The organism is Photorhabdus aballayi (genome assembly GCF_026153155.1).
GTDB classification, from domain to species: Bacteria; Pseudomonadota; Gammaproteobacteria; order Enterobacterales; family Enterobacteriaceae; genus Photorhabdus; species Photorhabdus luminescens.
In genome coordinates this window covers 1-4,796 of record NZ_JAPFCD010000106.1, presented here as the reverse complement: position 1 = coordinate 4,796, position 4,796 = coordinate 1, and the positions used below count along the sequence as shown (strand labels likewise).

6 protein-coding genes and 1 pseudogene are annotated in these 4,796 nt (G+C 36.0%); 1 reads left to right on the top strand and 6 read right to left on the bottom strand.

Annotated elements, in window-relative coordinates:
- Positions 1 to 651 precede the first annotated feature (651 nt).
- The gene (locus tag OO184_RS24405; RefSeq protein ID WP_265381389.1) at positions 652 to 852 is read right to left on the bottom strand and encodes an AHH domain-containing protein; all 201 of its coding nucleotides are present in this window, start codon (positions 850 to 852) and stop codon (positions 652 to 654) included.
- Here OO184_RS24405 and OO184_RS24400 point away from each other — a divergent pair.
- Complete coding sequence (locus tag OO184_RS24400) at positions 771 to 965, top strand: hypothetical protein (RefSeq protein WP_265381391.1); 195 nt, start codon at positions 771 to 773, stop codon at positions 963 to 965. The genes OO184_RS24405 and OO184_RS24400 overlap by 82 nt on opposite strands.
- Before the next feature lie 205 nt (positions 966 to 1,170).
- Here the strand turns inward: OO184_RS24400 and OO184_RS25400 are convergent.
- From OO184_RS25400 to OO184_RS24375, 5 genes and pseudogenes are all read right to left on the bottom strand, one after another.
- A pseudogene (locus tag OO184_RS25400) lies at positions 1,171 to 1,700 on the bottom strand (Imm43 family immunity protein).
- Positions 1,701 to 2,100: 400 nt separating this feature from the next.
- Entirely contained in the window at positions 2,101 to 2,529 is a 429-nt protein-coding gene (locus tag OO184_RS24390; RefSeq protein ID WP_265381387.1) for a hypothetical protein, read from the bottom strand.
- Complete coding sequence (locus tag OO184_RS24385) at positions 2,526 to 3,068, bottom strand: RHS repeat-associated core domain-containing protein (protein ID WP_341497496.1); 543 nt, start codon at positions 3,066 to 3,068, stop codon at positions 2,526 to 2,528. The genes OO184_RS24390 and OO184_RS24385 overlap by 4 nt, the downstream gene beginning before the upstream one ends.
- 152 nt (positions 3,069 to 3,220) lie before the next feature.
- Complete coding sequence (locus OO184_RS24380) at positions 3,221 to 3,556, bottom strand: hypothetical protein (RefSeq protein ID WP_265381386.1); 336 nt, start codon at positions 3,554 to 3,556, stop codon at positions 3,221 to 3,223.
- A gap of 4 nt (positions 3,557 to 3,560) precedes the next feature.
- On the bottom strand, positions 3,561 to 4,796 hold a 1,236-nt coding region (locus tag OO184_RS24375; RefSeq protein WP_283256382.1), incomplete at its 5' end, for an RHS repeat domain-containing protein.

Below are 4,796 nucleotides of genomic sequence, written 5' to 3'. Positions count from 1 at the left end.
ATAGGGTTGAAAATAACTCATACCTTTTTGTCTTTCTTTATACCGCATGACATAATTCCTTTTTTGAATATAGAAAATAGGGTTTCTAATTTAGCGTTTTGATTAAAAGAAAATAAATATCAATAAATGCTTGTCATATTTAACCTGTCATTATATTTGTCATTGACTTCATTGACTTCATTGACTTCATTGACTTCATTGACTTCATTGACTTCATTGACTTCATTGACTTCATTTAGAAAGTTATCGTATTCTATGTTATCAACTAACCCTTGTTTCTTTCTTATAAGATATAATTTTTTCTCATATTTTCTTTAACTTGATCTTGGGTAGATATTTTTACTCTATCAAGGACATCTTTTCCTGTTTGTTTATATTCCTCGTGAAGATAAAACTCGGATACCCGATCAGAGAAAAAATCACTTCAAACCATAGAGTTGCCTGGTATGTCTTGATCGAAAAAAAGCTTTAATGCCCTATCTTTATTATGAATAATTTCATATTCATTAAACTCTTCAATAGAACCGGATAAAAAATCCGAACTTTTAAAAAATTTAACAGGTTCCATATAAAAATTTATTATCTCACCTATATTAAATTATCCTAAAATTTTACTCCAGAGATCAAAGATGCTTTGTCTTACTTTTTAATTTACGTCTTTCCCCTGAATATGAGTGTTATACCTATTTTTTGGTTTAATAATATTACCATTCTCCGTATCTTTTTAGCTATATTTTGTATGTGAGTTACTTGTTTCGATATGGTATTAATTGATTGATTTAAATTTATTTTATCCAGAGCATTTCTTATTGCATCAGTATATCCGTGATGATTACCTTGATGCCTTGCCATTGCACTCACCCGTCGGCGTTGGCGTGGTATGGGTATTCACCTTGGTAAGAAAGAAGCTAGCCGGAAGTGATTCCGGCTTTTTACTGTTTCAGGGAGAAAACAGAATAAAATAGTTAAAATATATCCTATGTATATATTTGCTATGAGTTTTATATTTTTCTGTATTATTTCTTTGTTTATTCTATTATTTATTTTATATTTTTTTGATTTAAATTATATATTTAATATATAAGTCTAACCCTGTAAGCTATTTGTTTTAAATATAAAAATAACAACGCTGAAAGATCTCGGGGAGCTTTTTGGCTTTTTACTATTAGCTTAGGGTAATTTTATTTTCCCTTTTTTGACATTAGCTTTAATGTCGTACCTAAAATCTACACAATAGTGATTCAAGACTTCATCTAATTTAATTAGCTTTATTCCTTTGATATTTTCTTTATTTAATTTGTTAGCTACTTTTTCTGAAATAAAGATAAATCCTGCTAATAAAGTAGTCCGTATTGAAAAAATATCATAATTTAATGATTCGTTATGAAAAGATAATTTAATGAGCTATTGATAGTTTTTCCATCTTTAATAGATATCGCAATTAATTTTTTTAAAACATGATCGCTTAATTTAAACTCATTGATAATATCGAGAAATCTATCAGATAGGATATGAGCCATATTGTGTTGATAATAATTAAACCCCAATTTTCCAATATTTTTATTACATAATAAATACAAAGTATTAGGGCATTCCTTATCTAAGAGATAATAAGGCATATTATGCCTGGAGCCTTCATAATTCCATTTTTCATTAATTTTCTTCTCGGTATCTACTATAGCATGAGGATATCTTGGCATGAGTGAAGAATTATAATCGTTCATTAATACATAATAATTGATTCATTTATTCTCCCACATTTAGTTGTAGACATTTGACCAGACCATATTTTATTTTTCGTATCCATTTGATTATTGTTTTTAAAATCATATTTTCTTCATGTGGATGAAAAGTATCATTAAGCGTCATGTCAATAATATTGTCCTGATCATGGATAAAGAAAATTTCATTTTATAAAAAATATAACCTTGGCAATAAATTGTTTTTTTTTGAGACGGAATTAAACCATTGGATTTATTCTCTTATAAATATACCATCGATAAGCTTCAATTGGCGCTGGCTTACCGTGAGTATGTGCCAAGGTAGATCATGAAGAAGGCCGGAAGATCACACGGATCTTTCCGGCTATTCATATCTAACTCAGTGATTATCGTTTTTATAAGAAATAGATATGTATGACATACCTGATCTAGTATCTGCTATAGACTCAATACTTCCCCATGGAAAATAAAGTTTCTTTGATGAACCAAATAGTGATTTTAATAAATTATCATTGATCAATTTATTTCTCATTTGGTTTTTATTGGTAAATACATTGATTTTATTTTCTATTTCCTTATCGAACGGAAGCAATTCAATATAAATGAGAAATTCATCCTGAAAAACAGCGCTGACAATATAGTTTACATTTAAAAACAATATATTATCGATAGAATAACGGATTCTATTTCCAAAAATATAAATTTTTTCTGGATTAAGCTCTGATGTTTTTTCTAGAAAAATATCTTTTTTAATTAATGGATTAATTATTATTCCATTTAAATTCACATTACCATTAGCGTATATCATTTTAACTTCACCGAATATAAAGGCTCTAAAATCCCATCGTATTTTTTAATAACTATTTGAGGTAGTCCACCGGGACCAGCATGAGGGTTAGCTCTCACTATACCAAAGGCAGCAGGTGTATCTTCTAGAACTCTATAGGCTGTCATACCCGGCCTATATCCGAAATCTTTATGGGGTATTACCTGTAATCCTTTAAACACACCTTCTTTAGAGTATCCACTCCTCTCAACCGCTCTAACGGTTGTGTAGAAACTTCCTTGGCCTGGTGCACCTGCCATCAATATTGTGCCTTTCTTGACTGTGATATCTCGGAAACGATCAACGCCGGGATAATCGCCTTGTCCTTGCCAGCTTCTAGCAAAGTCTGATGGTGATTGAGATTCAGCCCCTGAACATCCCTCTAATCCGAGCGGATCAATCCAGTTTGCCGGATTATGCACGTAACTGTAAGGATTTACTCCTCCGGCTAAGTTCAACGGGTCTGGCGATAAGTACTGGCCTGTTTCACTCTCGTAATAACGGTGCCGATTATAAAACAAACCGCTTTCCCTGTCTTCGTACTGACCACAAAACCGTAAATTGCAGGTCAGATTCCGCCCTTACATTGAGAGTCAAGCAGAACAGAGCCGGAAGATATCGGGGATCTTTCCGGCTTTAAGTTTAACTTATTGTTATTAGTTCCTTTGTGAATTTATTCCGTTTTAAAAGGATATAATGATTCTTTAAATACTTCTTTAAGTATTTCATCATCCATTTTGTTTATACTGTTCTCTTGCTCAGCTTTTATTTTGTGCATAACAAATTTTTCATTATCAATATTTCTTTCATTATAGAATGCTTTTGCTGCTTCTTTAAAAGAATCAACTTCAATTAGCTTATCAAAAAAATTATTAATTGAATAACTGCTAGCATATTCTAATGATTCACTTTCTTCACAAGTGAACTTGACATATAAAATAAGTTTTTTTAACGCAATAATTTCCGCTTGTGTAATAGAGATTACATGCCCAAAATCTTCGCTATCCATATGTTTAACCACCACATTTACTCCTCATCTTAAATTGTTCATTAGTTATTCTGTTCCGGCTATCATAATCTAAATGGGATACTACAGAATATGGATTTTTTCCAGCATGAACAACATCTTTCATTTTTAACTTTCCAGAGTGAATATATTCAAACTCTGAAATTTTCTTAGTATTATGCAATTGAACCGAATCAACTTTGAATACGATTGCATATTCACCACGTCCTGCATATCTTGGGTTATTAATAAAGAGATTTTTCTCTACATCACTTGGTGTCATTAATATATCCGTCATATATACCTTTCCTTGAGCATTTGGATTAAGGACACCATCTTTCATTATGCTATCAAAACCTGCTTTATCGGTGTAATGAATAAAAGTACTTTCACTAAGCAACCCCAAAGGGTCAATCCAGTTCGCCGGGTTATGCACGTAACTGTAAGGATTTACTCCACCGGCTAAGTTCAACGGATCGGGCGATAAGTACTGTCCCGTTTCATTCTCGTAATAACGGTGCCGATTATAAAACAAACCGCTTTCCCTGTCTTCGTACTGACCACAAAACCGAAAATTACACGTCAGATTCCTTGGGTCGTTGACCGTCAGCACCGGCCAGCGCTCCGGCTCGCCCCAGGTGAGTAATCGCCCTGCCCAGCGCAGTTCCCCCTCCTCGGTCAGAATTTCCCGCACCGTCCCTTGATGGTCGCTCACCACATAATATAGCTGGCCTTTTTCAAACCGGGCCGAGGGGGTCAGGGCGCCGGGCTCATACAGCCAGTGAATGCTCTGTTCATAGTCAACGGTGCCGTCCGCATACACCGGCGTTTCTTCAATCAGCTGCTCTCCGCTCCACAGGTAATCATAGCCGATTATCGCGGTCGGTTTCACCGGCGGTCCGGCGGTGTCGGTCTCCTTCCGCTTGCTAATCCGTCGCCCGAAGGCGTCGTAACAATAGCGCCAGCGCGTCCCTTCCGGGCTGATAACCCCGGTCAGCCGGTCGTGCGCGTCCCAGCGGTAGCGCCAGGTCCGCGGCCGGTGACCCCATCGCTGCTCGGTTTTCTCTGTCCGCCGCCCGTTTTCATCGTAGCGATAAGTGCAGGCGCCGTGCTGAACGACCCGGCCGGCCTGCTGGGTGTGGTAGGTCTGGCGCAGGTCTTCGCTGAGCTGTTCCGGCACCCGTTTGTGGTAATGGAGGTTCTGACCGGCATCGTACACAAACTGTTCGTCGCAGGCCCGCGG

Bases quoted from the DNA above. Each gene is read 5' to 3' on its own strand.
- OO184_RS24405 (WP_265381389.1), bottom strand. From the start codon at position 852: ATGGCAAGGCATCAAGGTAATCATCACGGATATACTGATGCAATAAGA.
- OO184_RS24390 (WP_265381387.1), bottom strand. From the start codon at position 2,529: ATGATATACGCTAATGGTAATGTGAATTTAAATGGAATAATAATTAAT.
- OO184_RS24380 (WP_265381386.1), bottom strand. From the start codon at position 3,556: ATGGATAGCGAAGATTTTGGGCATGTAATCTCTATTACACAAGCGGAA.